This window comes from Halomonas sp. BMC6 (assembly GCF_964204995.1).
Taxonomy (GTDB): domain Bacteria; phylum Pseudomonadota; class Gammaproteobacteria; order Pseudomonadales; family Halomonadaceae; genus Vreelandella.
Map to the genome: position 1 here is coordinate 2420034 of NZ_CAXNSH010000001.1, position 26491 is coordinate 2446524.

At 58.7% G+C, this 26491-nt stretch carries 21 protein-coding genes; 6 read left to right on the top strand and 15 right to left on the bottom strand.

All coding sequences use genetic code 11. The annotated features are described in order from the left end of the window. The first annotated feature begins 97 nt into the window (after nucleotides 1-97). Nucleotides 98-1885 carry a gamma-glutamyltransferase gene (gene ggt / locus AB6K10_RS11615; RefSeq protein WP_339118778.1) on the top strand — a complete coding sequence of 596 codons (1788 nt, stop codon included), beginning with the start codon at nucleotides 98-100 and terminating at the stop codon, nucleotides 1883-1885. Nucleotides 1886-1894: 9 nt separating this feature from the next. On the opposite strand, the gene AB6K10_RS11620 is transcribed toward ggt, so the two are convergent. The 3 genes from AB6K10_RS11620 to acnB form a co-directional block, all read right to left on the bottom strand. Further along, a complete protein-coding gene (locus tag AB6K10_RS11620; RefSeq protein WP_339118779.1) occupies nucleotides 1895-3781 on the bottom strand; it encodes a glycerophosphodiester phosphodiesterase family protein in 1887 nt (628 codons plus the stop codon). A gap of 63 nt (nucleotides 3782-3844) precedes the next feature. Beyond that, nucleotides 3845-4339 carry a ribonuclease E activity regulator RraA gene (gene rraA / locus AB6K10_RS11625; protein ID WP_159341994.1) on the bottom strand — a complete coding sequence of 165 codons (495 nt, stop codon included), beginning with the start codon at nucleotides 4337-4339 and terminating at the stop codon, nucleotides 3845-3847. A 151-nt stretch (nucleotides 4340-4490) separates the two neighbouring features. Continuing rightward, nucleotides 4491-7094, bottom strand: coding sequence for a bifunctional aconitate hydratase 2/2-methylisocitrate dehydratase (gene acnB, locus AB6K10_RS11630; protein WP_253018813.1), 2604 nt, complete (start codon nucleotides 7092-7094; stop codon nucleotides 4491-4493). Nucleotides 7095-7616: 522 nt separating this feature from the next. On the opposite strand from acnB, the gene AB6K10_RS11635 reads away from it, so the two are divergent. Then, entirely contained in the window at nucleotides 7617-8273 is a 657-nt protein-coding gene (locus tag AB6K10_RS11635) for a tRNA-(ms[2]io[6]A)-hydroxylase (protein ID WP_159341995.1), read from the top strand. A 29-nt stretch (nucleotides 8274-8302) separates the two neighbouring features. After that, nucleotides 8303-12208, top strand: a complete 3906-nt coding sequence (locus AB6K10_RS11640) for an AAA family ATPase (protein WP_339118780.1) — start codon at nucleotides 8303-8305, stop codon at nucleotides 12206-12208. Nucleotides 12209-12211: 3 nt separating this feature from the next. On the opposite strand, the gene AB6K10_RS11645 is transcribed toward AB6K10_RS11640, so the two are convergent. Genes AB6K10_RS11645 through queC form a run of 4 tightly spaced genes read right to left on the bottom strand, consistent with a single transcriptional unit; the run spans nucleotide 12212 to nucleotide 14689 of the window. Beyond that, nucleotides 12212-12493: a YkgJ family cysteine cluster protein gene (locus AB6K10_RS11645; RefSeq protein WP_159341997.1), complete on the bottom strand. Its 282-nt coding sequence runs from the start codon at nucleotides 12491-12493 to the stop codon at nucleotides 12212-12214. Next, nucleotides 12490-13317 (bottom strand): 6-carboxytetrahydropterin synthase, encoded by an 828-nt coding sequence (locus AB6K10_RS11650; protein WP_339118781.1) that lies wholly within the window; start codon nucleotides 13315-13317, stop codon nucleotides 12490-12492. The genes AB6K10_RS11645 and AB6K10_RS11650 overlap by 4 nt, the downstream gene beginning before the upstream one ends. Further along, the gene (queE, locus tag AB6K10_RS11655; protein WP_339118782.1) at nucleotides 13317-13979 is read right to left on the bottom strand and encodes a 7-carboxy-7-deazaguanine synthase; all 663 of its coding nucleotides are present in this window, start codon (nucleotides 13977-13979) and stop codon (nucleotides 13317-13319) included. The genes AB6K10_RS11650 and queE overlap by 1 nt, the downstream gene beginning before the upstream one ends. Next, nucleotides 13979-14689 carry a 7-cyano-7-deazaguanine synthase QueC gene (gene queC, locus AB6K10_RS11660; RefSeq protein ID WP_339118783.1) on the bottom strand — a complete coding sequence of 237 codons (711 nt, stop codon included), beginning with the start codon at nucleotides 14687-14689 and terminating at the stop codon, nucleotides 13979-13981. Before queC ends, queE begins: the two co-directional genes overlap by 1 nt. 192 nt (nucleotides 14690-14881) lie before the next feature. On the opposite strand from queC, the gene AB6K10_RS11665 reads away from it, so the two are divergent. Next, the gene (locus AB6K10_RS11665; protein WP_305947613.1) at nucleotides 14882-15298 is read left to right on the top strand and encodes an SRPBCC family protein; all 417 of its coding nucleotides are present in this window, start codon (nucleotides 14882-14884) and stop codon (nucleotides 15296-15298) included. Nucleotides 15299-15328: 30 nt separating this feature from the next. Here AB6K10_RS11665 and AB6K10_RS11670 read toward each other — a convergent pair whose 3' ends face one another. From AB6K10_RS11670 to AB6K10_RS11705, 8 genes are all read right to left on the bottom strand, one after another. Further along, nucleotides 15329-15568, bottom strand: coding sequence for a DUF2789 domain-containing protein (locus AB6K10_RS11670; protein WP_159342002.1), 240 nt, complete (start codon nucleotides 15566-15568; stop codon nucleotides 15329-15331). 99 nt (nucleotides 15569-15667) lie between these two features. Next, the gene (locus tag AB6K10_RS11675) at nucleotides 15668-16738 is read right to left on the bottom strand and encodes an asparaginase (RefSeq protein ID WP_339118784.1); all 1071 of its coding nucleotides are present in this window, start codon (nucleotides 16736-16738) and stop codon (nucleotides 15668-15670) included. A gap of 27 nt (nucleotides 16739-16765) precedes the next feature. After that, complete coding sequence (locus tag AB6K10_RS11680) at nucleotides 16766-17968, bottom strand: MFS transporter (RefSeq protein ID WP_339118785.1); 1203 nt, start codon at nucleotides 17966-17968, stop codon at nucleotides 16766-16768. 9 nt (nucleotides 17969-17977) lie between these two features. Further along, nucleotides 17978-18478: a hypothetical protein gene (locus AB6K10_RS11685; protein ID WP_339118786.1), complete on the bottom strand. Its 501-nt coding sequence runs from the start codon at nucleotides 18476-18478 to the stop codon at nucleotides 17978-17980. Nucleotides 18479-18554: 76 nt separating this feature from the next. Then, nucleotides 18555-19808: a DEAD/DEAH box helicase gene (locus AB6K10_RS11690; protein ID WP_159342006.1), complete on the bottom strand. Its 1254-nt coding sequence runs from the start codon at nucleotides 19806-19808 to the stop codon at nucleotides 18555-18557. A 270-nt stretch (nucleotides 19809-20078) separates the two neighbouring features. After that, on the bottom strand, nucleotides 20079-20666 hold the full coding sequence (locus AB6K10_RS11695) for a membrane integrity-associated transporter subunit PqiC (protein ID WP_159342007.1): 588 nt from the start codon (nucleotides 20664-20666) through the stop codon (nucleotides 20079-20081). A gap of 15 nt (nucleotides 20667-20681) precedes the next feature. Continuing rightward, nucleotides 20682-22364, bottom strand: a complete 1683-nt coding sequence (gene pqiB / locus AB6K10_RS11700; protein WP_159342008.1) for an intermembrane transport protein PqiB — start codon at nucleotides 22362-22364, stop codon at nucleotides 20682-20684. Beyond that, nucleotides 22357-23700 (bottom strand): paraquat-inducible protein A, encoded by a 1344-nt coding sequence (locus tag AB6K10_RS11705; protein WP_253018994.1) that lies wholly within the window; start codon nucleotides 23698-23700, stop codon nucleotides 22357-22359. The genes pqiB and AB6K10_RS11705 overlap by 8 nt, the downstream gene beginning before the upstream one ends. Before the next feature lie 185 nt (nucleotides 23701-23885). On the opposite strand from AB6K10_RS11705, the gene AB6K10_RS11710 reads away from it, so the two are divergent. After that, nucleotides 23886-24860 carry a calcium/sodium antiporter gene (locus tag AB6K10_RS11710; protein WP_339118787.1) on the top strand — a complete coding sequence of 325 codons (975 nt, stop codon included), beginning with the start codon at nucleotides 23886-23888 and terminating at the stop codon, nucleotides 24858-24860. 213 nt (nucleotides 24861-25073) lie between these two features. Then, the gene (locus AB6K10_RS11715) at nucleotides 25074-26489 is read left to right on the top strand and encodes a cytochrome ubiquinol oxidase subunit I (RefSeq protein ID WP_253018801.1); all 1416 of its coding nucleotides are present in this window, start codon (nucleotides 25074-25076) and stop codon (nucleotides 26487-26489) included. Nucleotides 26490-26491 lie beyond the last annotated feature (2 nt).

Consider the following 26491-nt stretch of genomic DNA (forward strand, 5'->3'; position numbering starts at 1 on the left):
CGCAGTCGTTTTATAGGCTACGCTGTTGTTTGAACGACGACCGGGCGATTCCGCCTAGGATGTTAACGTCAGCGCGAAGGTTTCAAGGAGAAAAGCGATGCGGCCAACAAGGGCACTCTCACTGACTGGTTTACTGCTGGTGCCAATGGTGAGCTGGGGGTTTACTTACGAGACACCCTCCATTACACCGGAAGTGGGATCAGGTTTCGAAGAGAAGCCCGGTTGGGCGGCTGACACCTTTGCCGTGGCGGCAGCGAACCCGCTAGCCACCGATGCAGGCTACCAAGTGCTCAAAGCGGGTGGCAATGCCATCGATGCGGCAGTAGCCGTACAAATGGTATTGACGCTGGTCGAACCGCAGTCCAGCGGTATCGGCGGTGGCGCTTTTTTAATGCACTTCGACGGAGCGAAGGTGCAAGCCTACGATGGCCGCGAAACGGCGCCTGCCGCAGCCACTGGGGAGCTATTCATGGAAAACGGTGAGCCGCTGCCCTTTATGGATGCCGTGGCCAGCGGTCTCTCAGTGGGTGTGCCCGGTACGGTACGCATGTTGGAGCAAGCCCACGCCGAGCACGGACAGCTCCCTTGGGAAGCGCTCTTCGAGCCTGCGATCACGTTGGCAGAGGAGGGGTTTGCCGTCAGTCAGCGACTGCATACCAGCCTTGCCAACGACGAGGCCTTGCGTCAGAACGAGCGTGCCCGGGCATTTTACTACACAGCCGATGGCGAACCGCTTGAGGTGGGTTCCTCCCTAAAAAATCCTGCGTTGGCTGCCATTTTGCGCCTTATCGCGGAGGAAGGCAGCGCCGCATTTTATGAAGGAGCGGTCGCGGAGGATTTGGTCGAGCAAGTGCAATCACACCCCGTCCGGCCAGGTACCATCACACTGGAGGATATCAGCGGTTATCAGTCGTTAGAGCGTGAGCCGCTGTGTACTCCCTGGCAGCAGTGGGAGGTGTGTGGTTTTCCTCCCCCCTCGTCGGGTCATCTTACCGTCATGCAGATTCTAGGCATGATGGACCAGCAGCCGCTGCTCGAAGCGCCGCTGGAGGATGGCGTGACCAGCAGCGGTTGGTTGCATCAGTTCTTGGAAGCCTCTCGACTGGCCTTTGCTGACCGTGGTCGCTACATCGCCGATCCTGACTTCGTCGATGCACCCGGCGGCGACTGGTCACTGATGCTGGCGCCCGATTACCTGGACAAACGTAGCCAGCTCATCGGCGACGAGAGCATGGGAGAAAGCGCCGAGCCTGGTAACCCAGGCGAACTCACCGTTAGCTTTGCCAGCCAGCCGGAGCAGCCCGAGTATGGCACGAGCCACATCAGCATCGTCGATGCCGACGGCAATGCCATCGCGATGACCACGACGATCGAACAGGCCTTTGGATCGCGACTACTGGCGGATGGCGGGACCGACCTGCCCGGCGGTTACTTGCTCAACAATGAGCTAACGGATTTCTCGTTTACCCCAGAGATCGATGGCCAGCCAGTGGCCAACCGCGTCGAGCCGGGTAAGCGACCCCGCTCTAGCATGAGCCCGACTCTGGTGTTCGACCAGGAAAGCGGTGACCTAGTGGCGAGCCTAGGCTCCCCGGGGGGAGCGGCCATCATTCACTACACGGCGCGCACGCTGGCGGCCATGCGCGATTGGGGGTTGAACGCCCAAGAGGCGTTGAATCTCCCCCACGCGATTACCCTAGGGGGGGATGTTTACCTGGAAGAGGGGCGTTTTCCCGAATCGACGATCGAATCACTGCGTGAGCGTGGCCATACCGTCAGTGAGCGTGAGTTGACGAGCGGCTTGCAAGCCATCCAGCGTTTGGAAGATGGCACCCTGTACGGCGGTGCCGACCCTCGTCGCGAAGGCGTCGTCATGGGCGAGTAAGACTCGCTGTCACTGGCGTAGCCAGTTACGTAGCTTGACCAACATGAGGCCGCCGTCGCTGAGAGCACGGCGGTCTTCGATGAGAGCACGCAGCCGATCTGGGTAGTCGGTGATGATGGCATCGACCCCTAAGTCGATCAGCGCCGACATGCGTGCTCGGTCATTGACCGTCCAGGCATGAATTTCGTACCCAAAACGAGCCGCCAAACGAACTTCCTGTCCGCTAATACGGTTATGACGCAGCCCCAGCGCGTCAAACTGTCGACGATCCAGCGTGCCCGGCAGTATTAGCTGCGCCAGCAGTGTCACCCGTAGTTCGGGCGCCTGCGCTTTGATGAAGCGTACCAAGTCAGGTGACATGGTCGCCATGCGCATCTCCATCAGCGCATTGGGAAAACCGCAAGCGGCCATGCCGGTCAGTGCGCTCTGCTGCGTCGCCCAGCAGCGATAGCGAATGTCACTCTCCTGATTCAGCGTCTCGATGACTGCGTGTGCGAGCGCTTGCTCTTGGCCCGGTAGCGCTTTCATATCGATCATCAGTGACGCCCGACCGCGAACGGTGCGCAAGGCGTCATCCAGCCCAGCGATGCGCTCGTTCTGGAACGCGTCGCCAAACCAACTGCCTACATCGATGTCGTTCAACTCTCGACGCGTCAGGTCACCAAATTCCCGTGGATCGCCGGTGAGCCGAGCAAGCGTGCGGTCGTGATACAGCATGACCTGTTGATCGGCGCTCAAACGAACATCCAGCTCAACGGCGTGGGCTCCATCCTCCAGTGCCTGCGAGACGGCCGCCAGCGTATTCTCCGGTGCCACCATGGAGCTGCCGCGATGGGCAATGATGGTTACGCTGTCGCGGATCTCGAAGCTGTTGAGAATCCACCATGCTTGCAGACCTGCCAAAAGCAGGACACTGAGCTCCAGTGCCCATGCCATGCGTCCAGAGTGTGCATCGGCCGACGGTGGCGCTGGGCGGGGTTCTTGATGGGCCAGTTGTACGTATAGACAAGCCGACAGCAGAGCGTTAGTGGCAATACCCAGAAAGGTTAGGGTCAGGGTGATTAATACGTAGCCAGTCAAGTAGGCCAGCATCGCCGGTATCAACAAGGCGTTATGCTCGGGGAGCCACCACAGTAGCGGCGTGACTAGGCTGTCGAACAGCCATGTAATGACGATGGGTAGGCTGATGATGATCACTAACAGAGTAAGTACCGCGCCGCCAATCGAACGATGCCAGCCGCGGGTCAAGCGAACGCTTCGTTTTAGCGCTTGTAAAGGCGAGCAGGTTTCCAAGGCCACGAGCGGCAGTGCCAACAGCCAGCGTAAGTACAGCCATGCGGCTAGCAGCATCCACAGCGTGACGAGCGGAAGCGCGCACGCCAGAAAATACCACAGCACCGGTGGGCGGACGCGCTGAAGATAGTAAGGATCGATGCCGCTCAGCCACAGCTCATACAGCCACGTCAGCGCCAACATAAAGGGGGCCATGAGCAGCAGGTGGCTGCCCACTTGCAGGATGACCAGCAGCGCCAGCGCTGGAAGTCGTCGAGTGCTTAGCCACAACGCCTCGAATGCCAGTCGGTAGTGGTGGTCTTTCGGCCTCACCGCAACGTGCAGCATGCCCGCCTGCTGCCAGTAGATCAGTAAAAACGTCAGGCCAAGGCCGACCAGCATGACCAGTAACCCTGTAGGGCTGAAAAGCAGCGCCAAGAGCGCGTCCGTCGTAACCACCGTGCGATTGAGCTGCGCCAGCAAGCGCTGGGACAGCCAAGCAACGGCTGGAACCAATAAGGCAGAGGCCAGCAGGGTAAATAGCAGGTGATAAGCAATCAGTGGACGGAGATGGTCTCGCAGGGTGCGAAGGAGGGCATGGCCTAATGAGGTGAGCGGCTGCATGGTCACAAAAGTGTCAGAGTGAAGCCTCAGGGTGGCACTCTCTGCCACCCCTGGCAAGTGGGTTCAAGAGAGCTTTAACGGCTGCTCGGCTATGAGAATGCCGTTGTTGTCGGCATAGAGCCATTGACCAACGCGCAGCGTGACACCCGCGAACGTGACCGCAACGTCTCGCTGGCCCTCGCCGCGTTTATCACTTTTACGTGGGTGGCTGCCCAGTGCCTGGACACCTAGTGGAAGGGTGGCCAGGATATCGACATCTCGGACACAGCCATACATGACGACCCCGGCCCAGCCGTTTTGTGCGGCCTGCTCCGCTAGCATGTCGCCGAGCATGGCGCAGCGATGCGACCCACCAGCATCCACTACCAGCACGGCGCCTTCACCGGGCTCCGCCACGGCCTGCTTCACTAGGGAGTTGTCTTCGAAGCACTTTACCGTACGAATGGGACCATAAAAGCTGTCGACACCGCCGAAGTTTGCAAAGAGAGGCTCGAGCACCTCGACATCGGGGTAAGCGTCGCACAGATCGGGCGTAACCACTTGAGTTGTCGTTGTCATCGTTGACTCCTGTGTTGACGGCACTATGTTCATAGCGGCATAAAAAACGCCCCGTCCTTGAAAGGAAGGGGCGTTCTGTCATCGGCTCAGCGAGGCATTACCCTGGCTGCGATGTTGCGAGCATCGGCGATGGGTCGGTGCCACGAAGCATTTACGCTTCTTGAGCAACCGGAATCACGTTCGAGGCGATTTTTTGATACTCCTCGATTTCGTGGAAGTTCATGTAACGATAGATCTCGCCTGCCATGGCGTCAAACTCGCCCATGTAACGCTGATACTCATCAACGGTGGGCAGGCGACCTTCTACAGCGGCAACCGCTGCCAGCTCTGCTGAGGCGAGGTAGACATTGGCACCATCGCCCAGGCGGTTCGGGAAGTTACGTGTAGACGTGGACACCACGGTGCTCTTCGCGGCAACGCGTGCCTGGTTACCCATACACAGTGAACATCCCGGCATTTCCATGCGAGCGCCTGCACGGCCGTAGATGCCGTAGTAACCCTCTTCGGTCAGCTGGTGCTGATCCATTTTGGTCGGCGGCGCGAGCCACAGACGGGTTTTCAGACTGCCCGCAGGCTGTTTCTCGAGCAATTTACCTGCCGCGCGGAAGTGACCGATGTTGGTCATGCACGAACCGATAAACACCTCGTCGATTTTTTCACCGGCAACGTCAGACAGTAAGCGGGCGTCGTCCGGGTCGTTCGGGGCGCAAAGAACCGGCTCTTTGATGTCAGAGAGATCGATCTCGATGACTTCGGCGTATTCGGCGTCTTTGTCGGCACGCATCAGGCTCGGGTTCGCCAGCCATGCTTCCATGCCTTCGATACGGCGGCTGATAGTACGCTCATCGCCGTAACCGTTGGCAATCATCCACTTCAGCAGTGTGATGTTGGATTTCAGGTACTCGGTCACGCTCTCTTCGGACAGCGTGATGGTACAGCCAGCGGCGCTGCGCTCAGCGGAGGCGTCGGAAAGCTCGAATGCCTGCTCGACGGTGAGATCTTCCAGGCCTTCGATCTCCAGCACGCGACCGGAGAAGGCGTTTTTCTTGCCGGATTTCTCGACGGTCAGCAGGCCCTGCTTGATGGCGTACAGCGGAATGGCATGAACCAAGTCGCGCAGCGTGACGCCCGGCTGGCGCTTGCCTTTGAAGCGCACCAGCACGGACTCTGGCATGTCCAGCGGCATGACGCCCGTAGCAGCGGCGAAGGCCACCAGGCCAGAACCGGCGGGGAACGAAATGCCCAGGGGGAACCGGGTGTGGGAGTCACCGCCGGTGCCCACGGTGTCCGGCAGCAGCATGCGGTTCAGCCAGCTGTGGATGATGCCGTCGCCGGGGCGCAGCGAGACGCCACCACGGTTCATGATGAAGTCCGGCAGGGTGTGGTGAGTGTCCACGTCCACCGGCTTCGGATATGCCGCCGTGTGGCAGAACGACTGCATGACCAGATCGGCTTGGAAACCAAGACATGCCAGGTCTTTCAGCTCGTCACGGGTCATCGGCCCCGTGGTATCCTGAGAGCCTACGGTGGTCATCTTCGGTTCGCAGTACATGCCGGGACGAACGCCGTCCATGCCGCAAGCCTTACCCACCATCTTCTGCGCTAGCGTAAAGCCTTTGCCGGTATCGGCCGGCTGATCTGGCAGGCGGAAGACATCAGAGGGCGCTAAGCCCAACGACTCACGCGCTTTGCCGGTCAGGCCTCGGCCAATGATCAACGGAATGCGGCCACCAGCACGCACCTCATCAAGAATGAGCTGAGTTTTCAGTTCGAAGGTGGTCAGCACGTCATCGGTGCCGTGTTTGCACACTTTGCCTTCATAGGGGTAAACGTCGATGACGTCGCCCATTTCCAGTTTGGAAACGTCCATTTCTACGGGCAGTGCACCGGAGTCTTCCATGGTGTTGAAAAAGATCGGTGCGATTTTGCCGCCAAAGCAGAAACCGCCAGCACGCTTGTTCGGGACATAAGGAATGTCGTCACCGAAGAACCACAGTACGGAGTTGGTGGCGGATTTACGCGAAGAGCCGGTGCCGACGACGTCGCCGACATAGGCCACTGGAAAGCCTTTGGCTTTGACGTCTTCGATCTGCTTGAGCGGGCCCGTGGTACCCGGTACTTCAGGCTCGATGCCTTCGCGCTCGTTTTTGAGCATGGCGTTGGCATGCAGCGGGATATCGGGGCGTGACCAAGCGTCCGGGGCGGGGGAGAGATCGTCGGTGTTGGTTTCACCGGGTACCTTGAATACGGTGAGGGTGATTTTCTCTTCCAGCGCCGGCTTGGAGAGGAACCACTCGGCATCGGCCCAGGATTGGATCACGTCTTTGGCGACGGCATTGCCTTGTTTGGCGCGCTCTTCCACATCGTGGAAAGCATCGAACATCAGCAGAGTGTGCTTGAGCTGTTCACCGGCTTCGCGGGCCAGTTCTTCGTTATCCAACAGCTCCACCATAGAGACGATGTTGTAACCGCCCTGCATGGTGCCGAGCAGCTTGACGGCGTGAATTTTGTCGATCAGAGGAGAGGTTGCTTCCCCTTTGGCAATCGCGGTCAAAAAGCCGGCTTTGACGTAAGCCGCTTCGTCGACACCGGGGGGCACGCGGTTGGTGATCAAGTCGAGGATGAACTCCTCTTCACCGGCCGGGGGCGCTTTGAGCAATTCGATCAAGGCCGCGACTTGCTCGGCAGTCAGGGGCTTGGGTGGGACGCCCTCTGCGGCGCGTTCCTCGACATGTTGGCGGTAAGCTTCAAGCACGTTGGGGCCCTCTCATCTTCTTGGTAGTGATGACTCAGTGGTGCCGAACGACTGCTAGCACGGTGGGTGAGGCGTTCGGACACGTGACATACGCTTGACAAACAGCGTCTGGTGGATGAGCGAGATTCTACGGGAAACTGTCGACAATGTTAAGAAGCCAAGCTAAGTGCTTGCTTGTACTTTATGTTGAGGCGCTGATATTCGGCTCCTTCCAAGCCGTTTTTTTCGTTAATGTGCTTTATATCTGAAAGTTTTTTACCAATCGGGGTGTTTTACGGTAAGGGCGGGTGTGATTATTGTGATGCCGCGTTACCATAGCCACTGATTTATAACGATGGATCGCGCGTCATTACGCGGTTTATGGGGTGTGTGGAGCACCAAATAAATCGGGCTTATATATTAGCGATATGCTATATGAGAATTGAGCCGTCATTTAATAAGCGGCCTTCGGTTATTAGGGAACAAACGCCAACGGCGTTTATATATTGTACAATAGTGTGATAAACGCTCGGTAGCGGTATTATGTCTATACAATTAGTCGAACTCAAAACGGCAGAGCACTCCCTTCAAGCGGACGATCTGCTGCCTGAAAGTCTTCATCAATTTCTTGCCTGCCCCACGCCGGATACCTGGCTTCAATGGGCGCTTGCCAATCCTGAAACACTGCTGATCGATCATGCCCAGTGCGAGAAAAAAGCGGCGTCCACGGCCATGAGCTTGTTATATCGCTACGTAGATCAGCCGCTGTTGCTCAGTAAAATGTCACAGCTTGCTCGTGAAGAGCTGCTCCACTTTGAGCAGGTCGTCGGCCTCATGGAGAAGCGCGGAGTGGCGTACCATCACCTGACGGCATCGCGCTATGCCGAAGGGCTGCGCCAACACTTACGCAGCAACGACCCCGAGCGTTTGATCGATGTGCTGATCATCGGTGCTTTGATCGAAGCGCGAAGTTGTGAGCGCTTTGCTCGGCTCATTCCTTACCTAGACGAAGAGTTGGCAAAGTTTTACCGCACGCTGGTGAAGTCAGAGGGACGCCATTTCGAAGATTATCTGCTGTTGGCCCGCCAACAGACCGATGAGCCGATCGACGATCGCATTGCCTTCTTCGTTGCACGTGAAGCGGAGTTGATCACGACTCCCGATACGGCGTTTCGTTTTCATAGCGGCGTGCCCGCCTAAGCCGCCGCTAGCCAGGCAGGATGTATTCCATGCGCGATGCTCAACAGACAGATCAACTGACCTTGTTTGGTCACTTCTCCTTAACGCAGGGGGAGGACGTACTCACTCATTTCAGTTACGACAAAGTGAAAGCCCTGTTGGTGTATCTGCTGTTGCATCGCCAGCCGGTCAATCGGGCAGCGCTGGCGGAGTTGCTTTGGCCAGATCAGGGGCTATCGTCGGGGCGCACCAACTTGCGCCACGCCTTGCACTGCCTGCGCCAGTCCTTGGGTGACAACGCCGACCAAGTGCTGAATGTCTCTCGTCAGACGATTGCGTTTCACTTGCCGGCCCACTGGCAGGTCGATCTACACGATCTGCAGCAGCTACTGGAAGGCCCTAAGGATCTAGACACTCTCGAAGACGTCATGGCCTGCTACCAAGGCGATCTCATCGAAGAGCTTCAACTCGCCAGCTGCAGTGAATTCCAACGCTGGCTCGTTCAGGTGCGCAACGAGTGGCGCCAACGGGTGATCCGCTTTGCCGAGCAGGTGCTGGAGACCCATGACGAAACGCCGGACGGCATGCTGGAAGGGCTGGTCAGTCGCTTTTCAGGGTACGGGCCTTTCCATGAGCGGCTGGTGCGTCAACTGGCAGAAAAGAACCAAATGGCCGCCGCTCACGAACAGTACAACAGCTATTTACAGCTGTTGGCGCTGTCGGGTCAGCAGCCGGAACCCAGCTTTTTGCAGCTGGCGAGCTACTGGTCAGACGGCCACCACGACCCGCGCGCCATGTCACCTCAAGGGGCCTTTTCTCGCGCGTTGGCCGCCGATAGCAAGCCGCTGCGTGAAGATGAAATCGAGCTGCGCCAGCTATCGGTCATGGCGATTCGTTTGCGTTTGAAGGGGGATTGGCAAGATCGCGCCGCTACCCGCAACTGTCTTGCGCTTCAACTAGAGCTGATGCGCTGGCTGGAACAGCAATGCCACCATTTGGGCGGTTTCTGGCTTCCAGGGGCGACCGGCGGCTTGGGCTTGGCATGCTTTGGTACGCATGGCCCAGCACACCAGCTCGCCGAGCTGGTCGCGCTTTACGAACATTGTCGCCAAGCGCTCCCCCAGGAAACCCTGCGCCACTGGAGCGGCGACGGCGAGGCTCCCTCCTTTGAACTGGCGGCGGGTCTCAACAGTGGCCGCGTGGTTTATCTGCCCGAGCGCCAGTTGGCAGACCCGCTGGGCCAAGTCACCCAGGTATCGCTTGAATTAATGAGCGCTGCCGAAGGCAGTGAACTGGTGATTTCGCAAGAAGCCAGCCAGCACATGCCCCCCGCTCTGGATCTGCAGCCGCGCTTGGTCTCGCGGCTAGTGGCCAGCGACGGTCGCGTTCGCTTGCGCGCACTGGTGTTGGGTCAGAACGAGGGTGGCCGTGACGCGCTGCCGCCGAGTCTGGTCGGCCGCGAAACGTCGCTGCGTACCCTGCGGGATGCCCTGGCAAGGGCCGGCATTGGTTTACGCCAAAGCGTTTTGGTACGCGGGGCGTCTGGGATGGGGAAATCGGCGTTGATGGTGGGGTTTCGTCAGCTCGAACTGAGTCGCGATGCCGCCATCTGCTGGCAGCCCACCACACGTCTGTCGGTGTTAGAGCCGTATGGCGTTGCGCGCACGCTCTTGGCTTGGCATCTCGATACGACGCCGACGCTGGCAGCGCTGCATCAGTTGCAGTCATCGCTGGGCGAAACGCCATTGGACGATGCGCGACAGCAGCTGTTAGAAGAGGCGCTGGGCGTGAGAGACGTTCAGGAAATCACCCAGCTCACACAAAACGGAGAAGCGGTAGAGCTGGTCGTGAAACTGCTGCACCGTCTGATCGACCAGCGCGCAGGCACCCAAACCCTCGTCTTGATGGTCGATGATTTGCAGTGGCTGGACGAGCCCTCCTTCAAAGTCCTTGCCGGGTTACAAGCGCGTCTGCCCATCAATACTGCATTCATGCTGGTCGCGAGCCATCATGGTCGTGAATCGCTGCCGGTGAAGCTGCATTGGGATCAGCAAATTACCTTGGGTAAACTCGATGCGCTGCAGTCGTCGCGACTGCTGTCGCAACTCTCCCGTCGGTATCGAATGCATTTGAGCCCCCGTTTGCGCAACCAAATCATCGAGCGATGCGACGGTGTGCCGCTCTATATGCAGGAGATTTGTCGCCGTCTAGACATGGATCGCCGCGAAGGGCGCAGCGTTCAGTTCGATGAGTTGCCGAAAGGGTTGCTGGGTCTACTGGCCAGCCGTATCGATCAGTTGGAAGGGGATCGCGAGATCGCCCATATCGCTGCCGTGCTGGGCAAGCGCTTCCGTCTGGATTTCTTGGCCGAGTGTAGCGGATGGGACAAGACGCGGCTCTCCCAGGCGGTGGAGCATATGCGCCTTTTGGAGATCATCGAGCCAGTGGACAAAGAGAGTGGTGAGCATGAATACCAGTTCAGCCATCAGCTTCTGCAAGAAGCGGCGTACCTCTCCTGTCCACGAGACGTGCGGGTGAAGTTGCACCAGCAGGTCGTCACCTTGATCGAAGAGCGTTTCCCGGTGTGGATCAGCCGCCATCCTGGCGATTTCGCGACGCACCTACGCCGCAGCGGTCATTACGCCCGGGGGGCGCGCTATTTCGAGCTGTCTGCCCGTGAGGCTCTGAAAGTGAGTGCCAACCGTACAGCGCTGCGAATGGCCGACTTCGGTTTGGCGAGCCTGCGCCATGTCGAACATGAGGTAGAGCGCGAAGTCAGCTTGCTGACTGTGCGAGGCCAAGCGGCTTTTGCGCTGGAAGGTCACGGTTCGCCCACCGCTCACGAGAGCTTCGTGCGCGCGCGGGAGCTTTTGCGTCAGTCCGGAGGTGACACCCTGGACGACCCGGAAGATTTGGAGCAAATTTTCCTCGTGAAGTGGGGGCTATGGGTCGGCCGCAGCCAGCGGTACGCCCACGCGGATGCTTTTGCCCTCGCGTCGACGCTGGCGGACATTGCCGAGCGCCTGGAGGATCCTCGCTATCGTCGCTTGGCTGACTACGCGCGAGCGCACTGTGAGTACTGGGCCGGGCGCATTCAGCAGGCTCACGATCATCTGGATGAGATCGATCCGCTCAATGCACAAATGATGATCGAATGGCTGCCGTTCTCGGATCATCCGCAGGTCACGGCGGCCTGTTTCCAGGGCTGGGCGCTCTGTTTGCGTGGCGACTACCAGCGCGCCGAGCGCCACGTGTCGTCGGCCATTCGGCTGGCCGAGAAAATCGGTCATCCGGGCACGCTGGCCATGGCGCTGATGTTTGCCGCTGCCCTGTATCGTCAGTTGGGACACGTGCATCTCGCGGCACGTCACGCCGAGCGTGCTGCCGCCATGACCGGCACCCCGGATCTACAGCTTTGGCAAATTTCTGCCCAGGGCGTGCTGGGTTGGCAGAAGGCCATGGCAGGGGATCACGCAGGGCTGGTGCAGTTGAGAGACAGCCTGGATCAAATGGCCGAGTTAAACGGGCGAGACCGCTTCCAGCGCCCTGTCCTATGGTACTCGGACGCCTGTATCGAACTGGGCGAACTAAAGGCTGCCGAGGAGTATCTGGATCAGTGTCTGGTCATAGCCCGCGAGCGCACCACGCTCTTTTTACCCGAGCTGGCGACTCAATTGGCGAGAGTGCGTGATTTGCTGGGGCACCCCGCCAGTGAAGTGAGGGCATTGGCCGAGATGGCGATCGTCCAGTCACGGGAACATGGTAATCGCCATCAGGAGCTGGCGGCCCTGGAGCTTTGGCTAACCCGTATTGCGCCCAACGATCAGGCGGCCAAAGAGGCCTTCCGTCGGCTGTTGAGCGAGGTGAGCCACAGTGATGCGCCGGTCTTGGTCCGCTGGGTGAGCCTGCTGGACCGCCGTTTACCTCACTCATTGAGTGTCGAAAGCGAGGTTTGAGCGTTAGCGCGTGCTCTCTTCTAGCCACGTCAGCGTGGCGAGCGCCTCATCGCGGTGCTCGCCACACACCAACGGGTCGTAATCGAACTGCCCGCACACCCGGGGGCGCTGCGGGCTGCCAAACAGTTTGCACAAGTTGTTGGCATCGAGCTGGACACAGCGCACGCCTGCAGGTTTGCCGTTAGGCATACCTGGAATAGGAGAGCTGATGGACGGCGCGATGCAGCAAGCGCCGCAGCCTGCTCGGCAGCCGCCTGACGTGTCGCTGGTGATCAAGTCGCTCATGCGTGTGCCGTGGCACCTTTGTCGATGCCTTCGAACGCGTGGACGGTGGTTGCGGTGGCCGTTTGCTGGGCAATTTGGTCAGCTAGCCACTGGGCGATGTTTTCGACCGTGGTCGGTTTGGGGAGCACGCTGCAGCGCTCGGCTGGCAGGGTGATCGAGAAGCGTCCTTGGGCCGCCTCATATCGGCAGGTCAGCCGCGTGTCACTCAGCTCGGCAATATCCGCCTCTTCCAGCAGATACCGATTGTCCAGCCACGCGCTCCATGTCTGCTCAAGCTGCGGCTGTCTCTGCTGCTCCTGGAAAATATGTAAGCGGGAGCGGTGCCCATGGGCAATTCGCTGGCAGTTCCCAGCATGGCGCTTCAGCCCATGGCTGTAGCCGTAGGCCGCACCATCAATGTGTTCATCGCTGAGTAGTAGCGTGACGCGCTCCACATTGACTGGCCGCTGCTCGGTGAGTTGATCGCTGAGATGACGGGTCACGCGCTGTAGTGTGATCGATTCCCAGGGGAGGAGCGTAAAGGCTTCTTTTGGCCCGCGAACCTCCATGGCATAAGGCGTGGTGGTACGAAGGCAGAGGCCCTCTTCGCACTCACTGACCTCCACCCCTGGCGCCTGAGTGGGCACCAGCAGCGTGTGATCCAGGCCGCTGTCCAAAGTACGTTTGATCCACGGCTTCACTTCACCGAAATCAAATAGCATACCATCTTCACCCAATTCCCCATCGAGTTGGGCATCTACCTGCCAGCTACAGCCAACCAGACCCTTCGTGGGGCACCAGAGGGAAACGTCGATGTGGGTCAGATGGTTAACGAATAGTGCCATTACTCGAATCCTGCGATTTTGTGCGTTTGTAGTGACAATCGCCACTGAGGGTGGGCCATGCAATAGGCCGTCGTGGCGTTCACCGTCTCTGCGCCATCGGTGGCAATGTGCTTTATCGCCACGGCACTGAGATCCATCGGCTGTAAGAAAAAGTGGCGAAAGGCGAGGTGAGCGAACCGTTCCGGTGGTGCATCGGGTTGGGGGTAGACCAGTTTCAGCTCATCGCCCTGGGTGATCGCAAGCGGGTTGTTGCCCTTAGGGCTCACGCAGAGCCAATCGATACCTTCAGGGGCGGGCACCGTGCCATTGGTTTCGACTGCCACTTCAAAGCCTTTGCTGTGTAGCGCGGCAATCAGATCGCTATCGAGCTGTAACAGCGGTTCGCCACCGGTAAATACCACATACGGCACAGCATGGCTGGCTCCTTGGGGCCACAGCGCTGTGATGTGGTCGGCCAGCGCTTGAGCGGTATCGAACCGACCGCCGTTGATGCCGTTCGTGCCGATGAAGTCGGTATCGCAAAAGGTGCATTTGGCTTTTTCGCGATCCGCCTCTCGTCCTGACCACAGGTTGCAGCCCGCAAAGCGACAGAAGACGCTGGCGCGTCCTGCCTGGGCGCCTTCCCCTTGCAGAGTGTAGAAAGCCTCTTTGACGTGGTACATCAGAGGCCACCTTGTGCCGTGTCGATGGCATAGTCGAGAGGGTCGACACTCTGGTTGGCTGCGAAGGCGGCTAATCGCTCACGGCAGCTGCCGCACTGGCCGCAGGCAAGCTCGCGGCCTTCATAGCAGGTCCATGTCTGGCGATAGTCCAAGCCCATGGCTAAACCATCACGCAGGATGTCCTCTTTCCGAGCGTGCAAGTATGGGGCATGCAGTGCCACCGGCTCGAAGTTGGCAATGCCTGCGACGTGGTTCATGGCATCGACGAACTCGGGGCGACAGTCTGGGTAAAGGATGTGGTCGCCACCGTGCGCGCCGTAATCCACGCGTTCGGCGCCAATGTTGACCGCTTTGGCGATGGCCAATGACAGCAAAATCATATTGCGATTAGGCACCACCGTCGCGCTCAGATTGTTCGCGTCATAGTCACCGGTGGGCATGTCGATGGCACTGTTGGTCAGCGCCGAATTATCGATCAACCCATGGATTGCGCGAATATCGACGACTTGGTGAGGGATACATAGAGAGCCGCATACTTGGCGAGCGGTGTCGAGTTCTCGGCGGTGGCGCTGACCATAATCGAAGGAGAGTGCGTGGACCGTCAGCCCTTCACGAATGGCGCGGTGCAAGACCGTGAAGGAGTCCATACCGCCGGAGTAAATCACGACGGTGGCTGACGCGTTAGCGTCAGATGAAGCGGTTGGGGACATACGAAATGCTCATCGTCGGAGAATTTATGCGTCCTTGCCAGGTTGGCAAGACAGTGTTCCGGGGTCCGGTCCGGAAGGGCGGCAGTTTACGCAATAGCAAGGAATCTGACCAGCACCGGCTGACGTTTCATTCGGTGTGTGGGAGCGGTTTGCCATGTTAAGCTAATCGTCCAAGCCGTTAGGAAGACACGTATGGCCACGATAGAACATAGTGAAATCGTTAAAGCCTCCCCGGAGCGAGTGTTCGATCTTCTGCGCCGAGTCGAAGATTTTGCCGATTACTCGGATCTTATCCGTTCCATCGATAGTTTGGGGGAGAATCGCTACCGCTGGCACGTTCGCGCGGTGGGAATGGATTGGGCATTCGATGTTGCGGTCACCGAGATTCAGCCGCCCCACGTGCTGGCTTGGGAGTCGTTGGAAGGCGTCAAAAATCAAGGGCGTTACCAGCTTCGCGCGGTGCCCGAAGGCACGGAGGTGGCCTTGACGTTGCAGTACGACATTCGTAATCGTCTGATGGAAAAAGCCGTCAATAAAGCCGCAAAACCCTTGGTGGGCAAAGTAAGCCGACAAATTCTCGAACGGGTCGAGGCGCGCCTGAATGGCTAAGCGCCGCTCTTCAGAGCGGCGCTTCTTCGGTCAAGTCGTTTTGTGCATGGAGGCATCGAGGTGGTCGACCACTTCCGCCCAATCGGCGTCTTCCTGTACGGCCTCTCTGAGAAAATCCGCTTGACCCTCGTTCCAGCAGGGAGCGTCTGCCAGCGGCATCTCTTTGGGGAGCGGAGAATGGCGCTGGATGAAGCGCTCGATGGAATCCGCATCCGAACGTAAGCCAAGCTGCTCGAACAGTTCACTAAAGTGATGTACCGGCTGATCCATAGATGGCGTCCTATCCCGTCGGTGGTCAATACATGTTAAATGCGTTGTTTAACCATAGCGGTTATCAGCCAGTACGCCAGTCCAGGAGCGGGTGCTCCGTTATCGCTCGCCCACAAGTGGCATCAAAAAGCGCCGCCGCCGGTCCTCGAGAGAAATGGGTTGAGCGATGAGGTGGACCAGCTTGGTGTAGGCGGCCTCGGGCGTCATGTCATCGCCTGAGAGCACTCCTGCGTCGGTTAGGCCGTCTCCCGCCGCGTAAGCACCCATGTGCACCCGCCCCTGTGGGCATTGGCTGATGGCAGCGATCAGCTTGCCTTCACCGCTCGCTTTGGCAATGACGGCAAGCAGGGCGGGGTCGTCAGGCAGATTGCCCGCTCCCCAGAGCTGTAACAGGGCTCCTTTGATGTTTGGGTGGCTAAGCCATGCGTCCAACTGCCAAGCGGCCATTCCTGGCCAAAGAGTAATTCGGACCACCTCGCCCTGGGCCACGGGCCGATAATCCACTCGTTCGAAACGCGGCGCACCGCGCTGCTGATACGCTAAGCCACGGCTTGGAAACAGAATGAAATCGTCTCCAATGCGCTCTCCCAAGTAGGGATAGTTCGGTGACGTGAAGGCATCTGCGGCTTCACTGTGCTGCTTGATGGCACGCGTGCCCCGCAATAACCGGTTGGCAAAATAAATGGCCACTTCCTGCAGCGCTGGATGGGCGGCAAACCGCAACGCGCCATAGAGGTTGTCTAAGGCGTCGCTGTTGGGTGCTTCGAGCGGCGCCATCGCACCCGTCAAGACGACGGGACGATCCAAGCCCTGTAGCTGATATGCCAGGCTGGCGGCAGTCCAGCTCAACGTGTCGGTCCCATGGATCACGACGAAACCGCGATATTGATCGAAGCGCTCGGCGATGTCGGTGGCCAGCTGCTGCCATGTTAGGGGCGTTGCTGCGCTGGAGTCGATCAGCGGTGCATAGCTGATGATGTCGTACGCTGGGAGCAGCGGCTGATCCCGCAACGGAAGCTGGCTTAACGCCTTGGCCAAGCGTTCAGCAAAATCCCCGGCCGGTGCTAAGCCGTTGGCTTGGGGCTGCATTCCTATCGTGCCGCCGGTGTAAATGATCAGCAGCCGCTCATGGCTATGGGGCGTGTCGGCAAGGAGAGGAGCTTGGCTCATCGCTGTATCCTGTGAGAGCTAAAAGGGTTATCGGTGGTGGACCTGCAGTTGGCCACTGTGGTCGTCGAGTTGCCGCTGGCGTCCTGCCAAGAGCGCAAAGCCACAGCAAATGCCAATCAGGCCGAGCAGCAGCCAAGCGATATGCTGCGTGCTGGCGCCAGCTTGCAGCAGCAGACCGACGCCGAAGGGGCCCAGGGCGGCCAGCGTATAACCACCTCCTTGCACCAGACCGGAGAGTTGGCCTGCCAAACGCTCGTTGGCGGTACGCAGCACCAACAAGCTTAACGCAAGGCTAAAGCTTCCGCCTTGCCCGAGCCCAAGCAGGACAGCGCCAGGCCAACGCCAGCCCAAGGGGGCCGCCAGCAGGAAGACGAGCCCCAGTGCAGTGCATAGCAAGACCAGTAAGAGCGCCGGTCGCTGATCTCGGTATAAGCGTGCGAACCAGGGGGCGCTCAACGCGGAGATCAGTTGGCACATGATGGAAACGGCCATCGTCCAGCCTGCGGTGGCCTCGGTGTAACCCCGCGCGATGAGCAGCGTCGGTAGCCAGCCAAAAACGATATAGGCCATGGAAGATTGGATGCCCATGAAGAGCATCACCTGCCACGTTAGTGGCTGCTTAAGTAATGCACTAAGAGGCTGCACAGCGGGCCGTTGAAGAACGCTTGCGTTGTTTGGGGCAGGCGCATAGCGCATCCACACGATGAGCGTGGTGAGCGCCAAGAGTGCCCAGCTCACGAGACTGGCTTGCCAGTCCCCCAGCCACTGCATGAAAGGGACGCTGAGTCCAGCACCTAGAGCACCACCCAAGCAGAGCGCCATGGTATATAGGCCCGTCAGCAGGTCGGCACTGGCGGGAAGCTCGCGCTTGACCAGGGCGGGCAACAGCGTGCCAGCCAGCCCGATGGCACTGCCAGCCATGGCGGTACCGACGTAGAGCAATCCTGGAAACGGTAACACTCGCAGCCATAAGCCGGTGGCCAGCAGCAGCAGGGCAGCGCTTAGCGCACGTTCGCTTCCAATGCGGCGCCCGATCATGGGAGCTAGTGGGGCCGTCAAGCCCAAAAACAGCACGGGAAGGGTGGTCAATACTCCAGCCGCAGAAGCAGACAGCCCCGCGTTCTCTTGCAGCCGATTGAGTAGCGGGGCTACCGATGACATGGCAGGGCGTAAATTGAGCCCTACCATGAACATCAGCACAATGAAGCGACAAGCGTGGCGTGAGACCATGACGCGAGCTTATTTCAGGTGAGGGCGAAGGTCGCCGCGGACCGCGTCGAGCAAGGTAATGAAGTGGAAGTCTTGAGGGGTGTCCAGGCAGTCGACACGTACTTGAGTTCGCATGCCCTTGTTGATATCGAGCTTGTCGTAAATCTCGAGCGTCAATTTGCTAGCGGGCTTATCCCCTGGGGCAATGATGCCCTCTTCCAGGGTAAAGGTTTCCAGCAGAGTGACGCGTACACGGGTGCTGTTGCCTTCGCTCAAGACGCGGCGCACGAATAGCCAGCCTTCACAGGGCAAAGACGCATTGTCGCGCTCACGAAGAAAGAGCGTACGGTAGCAGGCCCCTTCGGTGGACGCTTTTTCGGCCATGCTGCGATATGCCTGAACGACTTGATTGGCCGAGGCGCGGGCGTCCTCTAGGCGTTGCGCAATGCCCTGATGCTCGCGGCTGAGTTGCTCCTGACCCTGAAAGGTCAGCCATTGGCGGTAATCGGCCATGAGTTGTGAAGACGCCATAGTCACTCCATGAATTAATTCAGCAAAAACGCCGGAATAGGCGAGGCGCTACCTTCGCATATTCCGGGCATTCGGGCTAGCGGCGGCTACGACGACGGCGCTCGCCACCGGCGTTGGCTGCTTGTCCTTCCGGCTTGCGCTGGCGCGGTGAACGCTGGCCGCGGCGGCCATTTTCGATGGGCTCTGGTTTGGCATTCGGGTCAGGTTCGAAGCCAGGTTCGATGTGCTTGGGCAGCGTCTGATTGATCAGTCGCTCGATGTTTTTGAGCAAGCCATGCTCATCGACGCATACCAACGAGACGGCTTCACCATTGCTGCCCGCGCGACCCGTACGGCCAATGCGGTGAACGTAATCTTCAGCCACATTGGGTAGGTCGAAATTCACCACGTGGGGCAGTTCGTTGATGTCCAGGCCACGCGCGGCAATATCGGTGGCCACAAGCACCTGCAGGTCGCCGCTCTTGAACGCGCCCAGCGCTCGGGTGCGTGCGCCTTGGCTTTTGTTGCCATGGATCGCCATGGCCGGTATGTCTTGTTTCGAGAGCTGCTCGGCTAGCCGGTTAGCGCCATGCTTGGTGCGTGTGAATACCAGTACTTGGAACCAGTTGTGCCGCAGAATCAGATGCGCCAACAAGTCGCGTTTCTTATCACGGTCCACACGGTAGATAGCCTGTTCGATCTTTTCTGCTGTGGTGTTACGCGGGGCGACTTCAATCAGCGCAGGGTCGTTGAGCAGTTGTTTGGCCAGGGTCTGGATCTCGTTGGAGAACGTGGCCGAAAACAGCAGGTTCTGCCGCTGCTTGGGTACTAGACGCAGCAGTCGCTTGATATCGTGAATGAACCCCATGTCGAGCATGCGGTCGGCTTCATCCAGAACCAGAATCTCAACGGCGGCCAGGTCGACATGCCCTTGCTGGTGCAGGTCGAGCAGCCGCCCAGGGGTCGCTACCAGGACATCCAGGCCATGCCGCAGGGCATCGACTTGGGGCTGTTGGCCGACGCCGCCAAAAATAATGTGAGAGCGCAGCGATAGATGTTGTCCGTAAGCGGCAACGCTCTCACCCACTTGAGCCGCCAGCTCACGGGTGGGGGTAAGAACGAGTGCACGCACCTGACGTTTGCCCGGGCGTTTGCCGTTTGCCAAGCGCTGTAGCATCGGCAGCGTGAAGCCTGCCGTTTTGCCCGTACCGGTTTGCGCGCTGGCAAGAAGATCGCGTCCTTCTAGAACGACGGGAATGGCCTTTTGTTGAATAGGCGTCGGCTGTGTGTAGCCCTGCGCATTCACCGCGCGCAGTAAATCGTCGTGCAGACCAAGATCAGAAAAGCTCATGCGTTCTCCGCAGTCGCATAGCAGTCGGCGCCACCAACTGGGCGGCGCTGCTAGGCGTCATGTTCAAAAAGCGAGGATAGTACACCGTCGCGGCAGCGAAGTTTGACAGATAGCACGCTGTGCCGCGACGGGCGTTAAAACGTCTTGTGATACCTCAGGGTGTCACAAGAGGGAGACAGGGTGGCGCTGACAGTGACGTCGTTAGTGGCCGTGAGTGTAACACGAAAGTCTCACGTCAACGCGCTACCCGTAGCGATCATGCTTAGAGGATTACAAGTGGCCGCCTTGGCGCAGCTGGTCGGCAATTTGCTCGGCCACTGCCTGCCAGCTCTCTCCCAACGAGCGCACCAGGGCAGGGTAGCCATCCTGGTCGAGGGTCGTTTCAGCGGTAAAGCTCTTGAGGGCGAGCATCTCGCCGTCGCTATCGCGCAGTTGCCACTGGCCGCTGGCCACGGCGACGCCATCGTAGCGACCCTGGAATTGATCCACTTCCATGGAGAGCGTCAGGGTACCGGGACGGCTGCCCTCTGCCCGCACGACTTGCACGCTGGGGAGCTGGTCAGCTAATTCAGCACGTAATGCACGCTCTAGCTGGCGGCCGATGCTCTCTGCCCATTGATGTTCGCGGGCTTCATTCAAGGTGATGTCGTCTAACTGCATCACGATGCCATCCACGTCTAAATAGTGGGCGAGGCGGGGCGCGCTGACTTGAAGCGTCGCCTCGGCGCTGCTGGATGCGCTGACTGCCGGGCTTGCAGGCAACATGTAGCGCGTGGGCGGAGAGACGCTGCTGGCACAGGCGGACAAGAGCAGGCTCATGGCAGCTGCCAGCCATAACAAGGGTAATCGACGTAGCATAACGGTCATCCTTAATTAGCGAGGAGCGCGAGGAATCGGGTCCTGGGTATCCAAATTGTCGAACAGCAGCGCCCGAGGGTTCTCGTTGAGCGTTCGGGTGAGCGGCTGAAGGTCACGCATCAGCCTGTCCAAGCGCTCGATAGCGCCGGTCAGTTCCTGATACGCCGGCGAAGAGGGCGATACGCCTTCCAGCGTGCTGCGCAGCTCTTCCAATGTGCCGTTCAGGTTGCCGCCGATCGCTTGGGTGTCGGGATCGTTCAGCAGCTGATTGATGGATGCGCTGACCTCGCGCACTTCGTTGAGCACGCTTTCAGAGGCTTGCAGGTTACGATCCAATCCCGCCAGCAGTGGCTCCACTTCGAGGTCGTTGAGCTTTTCCAATAGGCTCGTTACCTGCGCCTGTATCTGTGCAAACCCACCGGCCACCGTTGGGAAAACGGTTCGATCGGCAAACCTCTCTGCCACGTATTCGTCGGCCAAATCGCGCTGGAAGTTAAGATCGACGAACAGTGCCCCTGTCAGCAGGCTACCGTTTTTGAGCGACGCGCGCAGGCCCAGGCCGAACATGCGCTTGAAGCGGTTATCCCACTCCTCTAAATCGATGTCGGTATTTTCGATGCCCAGGCGCTGAGGCTCGATGCGAATGAGGACTGGAATCGCGAAACGCGCGCGTGAATCCGGCTGCGGCGCCGTGAAGTTCCAGGGGACGGCGGCCACGGTGCCGATTCTTACGCCGCGAAACTCCACCGGTGCGCCCCGAGACAAGCCACGCACCGTGTCATCCACCAGCAGGACATACTCCAGGTAGCGATTGAAGGTGCCTTCTCGGGCGGTGTCTTCGTCGGCATAGAGGTTAAAGCGCGTATTGGCTTCAACCGGCTTGCCCATGGGGAGGTCTTCCGGTACGCCAAAGGTGACGCCGCCGCCAAGCAGCGCTTCGAGAGACTCTACGTTCACACGCACGCCATCGGCATCCAGGCGGAAGTCGATGCCGCTGGCCGTCCAAAACCGGGTGCTGTCGGTGACGAGCTGGGCGTAGGGCTCTTCGATGAAGACTTGATGGTGCATGGTGCGGGTTTCTGGCTCGAAGCGCGTGTCTTCGACGCGACCTACCGTGTAGCCCTGATAAGAGACCGGATCGCCAATGCGCAGCGAATTACCCAGCTGGCTTACCAGGTTGATTTGCAGGCCTGCTTGACCGGCGGGCGCAACGGGAGGGACATCGCTGACTTCAAATTCGCGTTTCGGTTCGTCGGATTGGCCGGGTTCCAGTTGAATGTACGCCCCCGACAGTACCGTGCCCAAGCCGCTGATGCCTTCACGGCCAATACGCGGTTTGACGACCCAAAAGCGACTATCTTCCCTCAACATGGCTTCCGCTTCGGGTTGAATGCGCGCCACCATGACCGCATGCGAAAGGTCGTCGGAGAGACGGACGCTTTGCACGCGACCGATTTCCACGTTTCGACTGCGGATGAGGGTGCTGCCCGCTTCGATTCCTTCGGCACTTTCCATGGTAAGTGTGACCAGCGTGCCGCGACTCGAGTAATTATCGTACACCAGCCATAGGCCGATGATGACGGCGACCAGCGGCACGATCCAAATGGGGGATAGGCGCGTTTGTGGCGAGGATTTCGCTTTGTGTAATTCGCCATTGTCGGTGTCAGGTGTGTTCTGAGGCGTTGAATCGTTAGCCATCAACAGGTTCCTTGGTGGCCGTTTTACGGCGAAGAGGGCGTGGAGTATGAGTATCCCATATCAAGCGGGGGTCGAACGTCATGGCCGCCAGCATCGTGAGCACGACGACTGCACCAAACGCAAGGGCAGCAGGCCCTGGCGTAATCGACATCAACGACCCGGCACGAATGAGAGCAACCAAAATGGCTACGACAAATACGTCAACCATAGACCAGCGTCCAATGAATTCCGTCAATCGGTAAAGACGGGTGCGGCTCTGGGCATTGAGGTCATTGCTGCGTTTCAGCATCAGGCAGAGCCAAGCCAGGGCCACCAATTTGCCCACTGGAACGATGACGCTGGCCACGAATATGACAGCGGCCACCGGCCATGACCCCATTTGGATGAGTTGTACCACCCCGCCGATGATCGTGGACGGCGTGGCGTTACCCAAGCTCGTGGTGGTCATGATGGGGTACAGGTTAGCCGGCAGATACATGACCGTGGCAGCGAACAGCAGTGCCCACGTGCGCTGCAAGCTGTGAGGCAACCGCGTATGCAGTTTTTCATGGCAGCGCAAACAGCGCTTCTTGCCGTGTTCGGTGCGATTGATCAAACCACAGGTGGGGCAGCCAGTGACGCCTTGGCTGGCAGCGGTCGTACCAGTTAGCGTTCCCTCGGGGGCGAGTGGCTCACCTTCGAGGGAGAACCACATCCAATCGCCATCGATGGACTGCACCGTCATCAACAGCAAAATTCCAAACAGACAGAACGCCCAAAACGAAATGCCCAGCTCGATTTGCGCCATGCCCGCTACTTTGATCAGACTGACCAATGCGCCAATGATGAAAACATCCGCCATCATCCACGGGTTCAGGTGAGCCAATGAGCGGGCGATGTCGCGGCTAAACGGCATGGGGCGTGCCCGCAAAAGGCCAAACTGTAACCATACCACCCCCACCAGATAGACGGCGGGCAGGACGATGATCGTCATCATCACCGCGATGGCGACGATGGGTTGGTGAAATTCGATGAGCGTCGTGGCGGTTTGCGACAGTTCGATTCGATTGCCTACTCCGCTGACACTGAAGCTGACGAATGGAAACGAGATCGCCACCATCAGTGCGATCAATGAGGCCAGCGCCAGCGCCATGCTGCGCTGGGCGGGATAGCGGTGACGCTTGACCAATACATGCGAGCAGCGCGGGCAAGTGGCTTTCTCACCCGAATTGAGCGGCGGCAGGGCAGACACCCAGTCACACTCATGACAAGCGCGCAGACGTCGTCGCTGAGTGCGGGTCTCAGGCGGGAAACAATCTACCTCGGGCGTCTTAACCGGCAGCGATGGCCGTTTCATAAAGGAGTAATGGGGCAACAGCAAACTCTCTGTGCATAATGCGGTTAGAACCAATACGATGGGGCGTTGCTTATGTCAACCTAGGAAACGGGAAGGGCGCATGCAAACAGCGCTTGACCGAAGAGGCTAGTTAGACAAGGATGCAGCCGCGATAGTGCCTAACATTATGACATTAAGGAACTGAAATGTTACTCGCCTTTCTTGCTGTGGTCGCGGGCTTGGTCCTGCTGATATGGAGTGCAGAGAAATTCATCGATGGCGCTGCGGCGACGTCTCGCTGGTTGGGGTTATCGCCTCTGCTGATAGGCATGCTAGTGATCGGCTTTGGTACGTCGGCACCGGAAATGATGGTGTCGGTGTTGGCGGCCATGCAAGGCAACCCGGGCTTGGCGGTGGGTAATGCTTACGGTTCCAACATTGCCAATATGGGGCTGGTACTCGGTTTCGTCGCGCTGATGGCACCTTTGGCCGTTCATTCGAGCGTTATTCGCAAAGAGATGCCGCTACTCGTCATCGTCATGCTGGTAACGGGTTACATGCTGCTGGATGGCTGGATATCGCGCATCGAAGCGGCCTTGCTGCTGGTGGGGTTGGGCGTCTTCATCACGGCCAGCATCATCAGCTCGCGCGGTCAGCAGGATGACCCGCTGATGGCAGAAGTGACCGAAAGCCTGGATAGCAAACCGATGTCCCGTGGTAAATCCATCATGTGGACGGTGATTGGTTTGGTGCTGTTGATTGCCAGCTCTCGCCTGCTGGTGTGGGGCGCCGTCGAAATTGCGGTAGGGTTTGGGGTCAGTGATTTGATCATCGGTTTGACCGTCGTCGCGGTGGGTACATCGCTACCGGAGCTGGCCTCGTCAATCAGTGCGCTGCGCCGTAACGAACACGATATGGTGTTGGGTAACGTAGTGGGCTCGAACCTGTTCAACAGTATGGCTGTGGTCGGCTTGGCAGGTGTCATCGTACCGATCGAAGCGGGGCGGGAAGTGCTGGTGCGTGATTGGGGCGTGATGACGTTCATGACGCTCATCATGGTGCTGTTTGCGTTCTCTTGGCGTGGTCGCCCGCGGCGCATCAATCGTGTTGAGGGAGGTGTGCTGTTTTCCATGTTCATTGCCTACACCGCCTATATGGTCAGCGTCGTAGTCATGTCTTAAGTGTCGAATAACGGAAGTTGCCTGGAGAGTGTGCGTCAATGCGACACAGCTTTTCAGGCAAACTATCGCTGTATAACGATGGTCGAAGCGGTAAACTACAACTCATGTAAAGAATAAGCTTAGTGCTTATAACTAAAATGCAGCGCCATTAAGGCTCAACTAAGCTTGTGACACCCATTGACGGGATACCAACTCAGGTCTTAGGAGAGTGTGATGGAACTCGACCCCTTAGTACTATCGCGAATACAGTTCGCCTTCGTTGTATCGTTTCATGCGATCTTTCCAGTCTTTACCATTGGCCTAGCGTCTTACATTGCGCTGCTCCACGGGCTGTACTTCAAGACCGGCAATCCTGCGTGGGACCGCCTATCGCTGTTCTGGACCAAGGTGTTTGCCGTGGTCTTCGGTATGGGCGTCGTCTCGGGCATCGTGATGTCCTTCCAGTTCGGCACCAATTGGAGCAATTTCTCTCAGGCCGCCTCCAACTTCTTGGGGCCAGTGCTGAGCTATGAAGTCGTGACCGCGTTCTTCTTGGAAGCGGCCTTCCTTGGTGTGCTTCTCTTCGGTCGCGGTAAGGTCCCGCAAGGAGTGCACTTGTTTGCGGCTATCATGGTGGCTGTTGGCACGTTTATCTCTTCCTTCTGGATTTTGTCCGCTAACAGCTGGATGCATACCCCGGCAGGCGTTGAGCTGATCGATAACCGCTTCCACGTGCTCTCTTGGTCTGAGGCCATCTTCAACCCTTCTTTCCCGTACCGCTTTGCTCACATGGCCATGGCGTCGTTCTTGACCGGTGGTTTCGTGGTGGCCGGGGTCAGCGCTTGGTTCCTGCTGCGTGGACGCGACCCGGAAGCCAACCGTCGCGCGCTCTCCATGTGTTTGTGGCTGTTGCTGTTCCTGGCGCCTGCTCAAGCCGTGGTGGGGGACTTCCATGGCCTCAACACGCTGGAGCATCAGCCCACTAAGGTGGCAGCAATGGAAGGGCATTGGGAAACGTCTGGTAACGTCCCGTTGCTGCTGTTTGCCATTCCCGACCAAGAGGCACAAACCAACCATTTTGAGATTGGTATCCCGAATCTGGCGAGCATGATCCTGACTCACTCCCCCGATGGTGTGATTCCAGGTGTCAGCGAAGCAGCGCCCGACGAGCAGCCGCCGGTGATCATCGTTTTCTGGGCTTTCCGTGTGATGGTGGGGATCGGCTTATTGATGATTGCCACGGCCTTCGTCGGTTTATTGATGCGGCGCAAAGGCAAGGTGTATGAACATAATGGTTACTTGAAAGCGCTGGTGTGCATGATTCCGATGCCGTTTGCCGCCGTGTTGGCAGGTTGGATCGTCACTGAATCTGGCCGTGCGCCGTGGTTGGTTTACGGCATGATGACCCATGCCGAAGGCCTGACGCCTTCGCTAACCGGGCCGATGGCACTGTTCACTCTGATTGGTTACGTGGCGGTATACGCGGTCGTGTTCTACGCCGGTATCTACTACCTCACGCGTGTGGTGCGCAACGGCATGCTGCCCGAAGAGGAACAAGACACTACCAGCGAGAACTTCAAGCGTCCCATGCGTCCGTTCTCTGCTGCGCATACGCCTTTTGACGATGATGTCGATCCGGTAAGGAGCTAAAC

What these genes read in the sequence shown, in the direction of transcription:
- AB6K10_RS11705 (WP_253018994.1), bottom strand. Translation starts at nt 23,700, where the DNA reads ATGAAACGGCCATCGCTGCCGGTTAAGACGCCCGAGGTAGATTGTTTC.
- AB6K10_RS11645 (WP_159341997.1), bottom strand. Translation starts at nt 12,493, where the DNA reads ATGAGCGACTTGATCACCAGCGACACGTCAGGCGGCTGCCGAGCAGGC.
- AB6K10_RS11640 (WP_339118780.1), top strand. Translation starts at nt 8,303, where the DNA reads ATGCGCGATGCTCAACAGACAGATCAACTGACCTTGTTTGGTCACTTC.
- AB6K10_RS11675 (WP_339118784.1), bottom strand. Translation starts at nt 16,738, where the DNA reads ATGAGCCAAGCTCCTCTCCTTGCCGACACGCCCCATAGCCATGAGCGG.
- queC (WP_339118783.1), bottom strand. Translation starts at nt 14,689, where the DNA reads ATGTCCCCAACCGCTTCATCTGACGCTAACGCGTCAGCCACCGTCGTG.
- AB6K10_RS11665 (WP_305947613.1), top strand. Translation starts at nt 14,882, where the DNA reads ATGGCCACGATAGAACATAGTGAAATCGTTAAAGCCTCCCCGGAGCGA.
- AB6K10_RS11715 (WP_253018801.1), top strand. Translation starts at nt 25,074, where the DNA reads ATGGAACTCGACCCCTTAGTACTATCGCGAATACAGTTCGCCTTCGTT.
- AB6K10_RS11635 (WP_159341995.1), top strand. Translation starts at nt 7,617, where the DNA reads ATGTCTATACAATTAGTCGAACTCAAAACGGCAGAGCACTCCCTTCAA.
- AB6K10_RS11690 (WP_159342006.1), bottom strand. Translation starts at nt 19,808, where the DNA reads ATGAGCTTTTCTGATCTTGGTCTGCACGACGATTTACTGCGCGCGGTG.
- pqiB (WP_159342008.1), bottom strand. Translation starts at nt 22,364, where the DNA reads ATGGCTAACGATTCAACGCCTCAGAACACACCTGACACCGACAATGGC.
- ggt (WP_339118778.1), top strand. Translation starts at nt 98, where the DNA reads ATGCGGCCAACAAGGGCACTCTCACTGACTGGTTTACTGCTGGTGCCA.
- AB6K10_RS11650 (WP_339118781.1), bottom strand. Translation starts at nt 13,317, where the DNA reads ATGGCACTATTCGTTAACCATCTGACCCACATCGACGTTTCCCTCTGG.
- rraA (WP_159341994.1), bottom strand. Translation starts at nt 4,339, where the DNA reads ATGACAACGACAACTCAAGTGGTTACGCCCGATCTGTGCGACGCTTAC.
- queE (WP_339118782.1), bottom strand. Translation starts at nt 13,979, where the DNA reads ATGTACCACGTCAAAGAGGCTTTCTACACTCTGCAAGGGGAAGGCGCC.
- AB6K10_RS11670 (WP_159342002.1), bottom strand. Translation starts at nt 15,568, where the DNA reads ATGGATCAGCCGGTACATCACTTTAGTGAACTGTTCGAGCAGCTTGGC.
- AB6K10_RS11680 (WP_339118785.1), bottom strand. Translation starts at nt 17,968, where the DNA reads ATGGTCTCACGCCACGCTTGTCGCTTCATTGTGCTGATGTTCATGGTA.
- AB6K10_RS11695 (WP_159342007.1), bottom strand. Translation starts at nt 20,666, where the DNA reads ATGCTACGTCGATTACCCTTGTTATGGCTGGCAGCTGCCATGAGCCTG.
- AB6K10_RS11685 (WP_339118786.1), bottom strand. Translation starts at nt 18,478, where the DNA reads ATGGCGTCTTCACAACTCATGGCCGATTACCGCCAATGGCTGACCTTT.
- AB6K10_RS11620 (WP_339118779.1), bottom strand. Translation starts at nt 3,781, where the DNA reads ATGCAGCCGCTCACCTCATTAGGCCATGCCCTCCTTCGCACCCTGCGA.
- AB6K10_RS11710 (WP_339118787.1), top strand. Translation starts at nt 23,886, where the DNA reads ATGTTACTCGCCTTTCTTGCTGTGGTCGCGGGCTTGGTCCTGCTGATA.